Origin of the sequence: Psychrobacter phenylpyruvicus DSM 7000 = NBRC 102152 (assembly GCF_000685805.1) — a bacterium.
Lineage (GTDB): Bacteria > Pseudomonadota > Gammaproteobacteria > Pseudomonadales > Moraxellaceae > Psychrobacter > Psychrobacter phenylpyruvicus.
Genome location: NZ_JMKP01000074.1, coordinates 1 through 2,652, shown reverse-complemented (window position 1 = coordinate 2,652; position 2,652 = coordinate 1). Strand labels below are relative to the sequence as shown.

The 2,652-nt window shown below is 40.0% G+C and carries 2 protein-coding genes and 2 pseudogenes; all 4 read right to left on the bottom strand.

Annotated features, from left to right (window positions below; translation table 11 throughout):
* Window positions 1-278: 278 nt before the first annotated feature.
* Window positions 279-1,498, bottom strand: a pseudogene (locus G561_RS0113320) (IS3 family transposase).
* A gap of 100 nt (window positions 1,499-1,598) precedes the next feature.
* Entirely contained in the window at window positions 1,599-1,865 is a 267-nt protein-coding gene (locus G561_RS0113310; protein ID WP_028859970.1) for a type II toxin-antitoxin system YafQ family toxin, read from the bottom strand.
* Window positions 1,858-2,145, bottom strand: coding sequence for a type II toxin-antitoxin system RelB/DinJ family antitoxin (locus G561_RS0113305; protein ID WP_028859969.1), 288 nt, complete (start codon window positions 2,143-2,145; stop codon window positions 1,858-1,860). The genes G561_RS0113310 and G561_RS0113305 overlap by 8 nt, the downstream gene beginning before the upstream one ends.
* Window positions 2,146-2,307: 162 nt before the next feature.
* Window positions 2,308-2,652 (bottom strand): annotated as a pseudogene (locus G561_RS15465) (hypothetical protein); the annotation flags it as partial.

Below are 2,652 nucleotides of genomic sequence, written 5' to 3'. Positions count from 1 at the left end.
AATGGTAGGGAAACGTAGTCATAATGGTAGGGAAACGTAGTCATATGAGAAGGAAAACGTAGTCATATAGACGATGAAACGACCGTGTATCAAGGGTTACATCGTGTCTAAAAATATATTAAAAATATTAAAAATAAAAATAGGGTTTTTTTCTAAGATACAAAAGAAAAAAGCAATGAAAATCAGCTTACTTATTAACGGTAGTGTTCAAAATTCTGTGTCATTCCCCTAATGACCCCTGCCGTCAAATCCGTAGACATAAACTTGGGAGATTTTAGTTACGCAGCTTGACGATAATAATCAAACCACACCTGTCTTGGCGATTTATAGCCTAAACTCTTTTGAATCCTCGTTTGGTTGTAGTACAGCTCAATATAGCCAATAATATCGCTAATCGCTACAAACCTTGTTTTATAGTCTTGGTGATATACCAGCTCATTCTTCAACACGCCCCAGAAGCTTTCTATCGGAGCGTTATCAAAGCAGTTACCCTTACCACTCATCGAGCCTGTAAACTGATGTTGTTTGATAATCTTGTGGTAGGCATGGCTACAGTACTGACTGCCTCTGTCAGAGTGAACTATTAGCTCTTTGCTGGGCCGTTTGTTCTTGATGGCCATGTTCAATGCACGGCATACTAGATCAGCGGTCATACGTTTGTTAATGGCATAGCCAACCAGCTCTTTAGTGTATAAGTCTTTAACCCCTGCTAAGTACAGCCAACCCTCATTTGTCCAGATATAGGTGATATCACTGACCCAAGACTCATTAGGACGCTTAGCATCAAACTGCTGATTCAACACGTTTGGATAAACCATTTTATTATGGTTTGAGTCTGTAGTGACTTTAAAGCGTTTGTGGCGACGACACTTGATACCATGTTCTTCTTTGATACGTCTGACCATGTACAAACTAATATCATGGCCTTGCTCTATGAGCTTTGCATGCAGTCGCTCAACACCATAGCGCTCACGAGTTTCACTGTGAGCAGCCCTAACCAGTAGCTCAGACTGATTACGATGTATCTGTTGGTCACTGATATCACGACTCAGCCAGTCGTAATAACTTGATGGCTTAACACTTAGCACACGGCACATAGTGGTGATGCTAAAGAAGTGCTGGTTATCTTTGATAAAGGCGTACCTGAATAACTGTCACTTCGGGCAGAGCCCTTCGCCTTGCGTCGCTAAAACAGTCTCCCAGACTGTTTTTTAACGCTCCTCATTTGCAAAGTACGCCGTGGCCTTTTTTAGGATCTCTCGCTCCTCTTCGGCAACTTTAAGTTGTCGCTTGAGCTGCTTTATTTCTTGGAGAGCCGTCATAAGATCAGGATCGTATTGATCTGTTCCTGCAAGTTTGCCTTGATTAGCTTTGTTGTTACAGTTCGATAAGGTTTAAGCTGCTTTGCGGTCGCTGAAATATTGCCGTTGTTGTCTGATATCTTCTTGACGGCTTCGGCTTTGAATTCTTCACTATAAGTTCTAATTTTCTTGACCATGATAAACTCCGATTAATACGCTTAGTTTACCAAGTTTATTTGTACGGTTTCTTCAGCATAGCTCAAAAAAAATGGTAATCCAGCAACCGTAGATCCTAGTCTAAAAAAGTTCGCTATGGCTACCTAATCTATGCAATAGCACGTCATTGCCTCGGATTTCATAGATCAACACTAAATCAGGCTTGATATGGCAATCTCGACAACTCGACCAATTGCCCGTCAGAGCATGATCTTTATACTTTTCTGGCAAGGGTTGGTCTTTGACTAAACAATTAAGTACTTCCGCCCATGCAGGTGTTAATAGTTCAAGATGGTGTTTTTTAGCATCTCTTTTAAGCTGTTTAGTGGGATATACTTTTCTAGCCATTCTCACTTTCAACCAATACATCAGTTAACTCATCTGCATGGTAGCCAGTAAGCTTACCTGTTTCGTAGTCTTCACGGCCTTCAATAATTGCTTTAGCTGTTTCAGCATTAGGGGTGCAACTTGCCCAACTAAGAGATAGGGGTATGGTTTTGGTATGCGCAATCTCATTTAAAAACATACGCACCGCTTGAGTTGGTGTTAACCCATATTGCTCAATAACGGAGTAAGCACTTGCCTTTAAATCGTCATCAAGGCGCATATTAAAATTACTTTGACTCATAGCAATAACCTTATGTAATGTTGTTAGCATTACATTGTATATCATTTAGCTGTTAATAAAGTAGATGTTGTTTATCTTTACCTAATGCTTTTTGTTGCTATTAATTTAAATAATAGCACTTCTGCTGGCCCTCCACGGCATGCTCTTAAATAGGCCCAATAGTTACCACCAGCGCCACTTTTTTACTTTATGAGGTATTGGTTCAGTAGTATTTACTTCCTGAGCAGGATGGACCGTTTCAGTCTTAGTTACATTATCGTCTGTGTTGCCTGACTGTTGTTCATCTTCTGTTGGCTTCTTAGGATCCATGCTAATCAATCTGTTTTGTGCAAGCTCCTGTATACTCATATTAGCTTTGCTCAAATTGTCATTTAATTGCTCAATCTGGCGTTGATAATGTGTAATTTGTTGTCGGTAATCCCTATTGACTAATTCTTGTTTTTGCAGCGACTCTTCTAAGTGCTTGTTTTTTAACTGTTCTAGCTCTAATTGATGCTGTAATTCAGC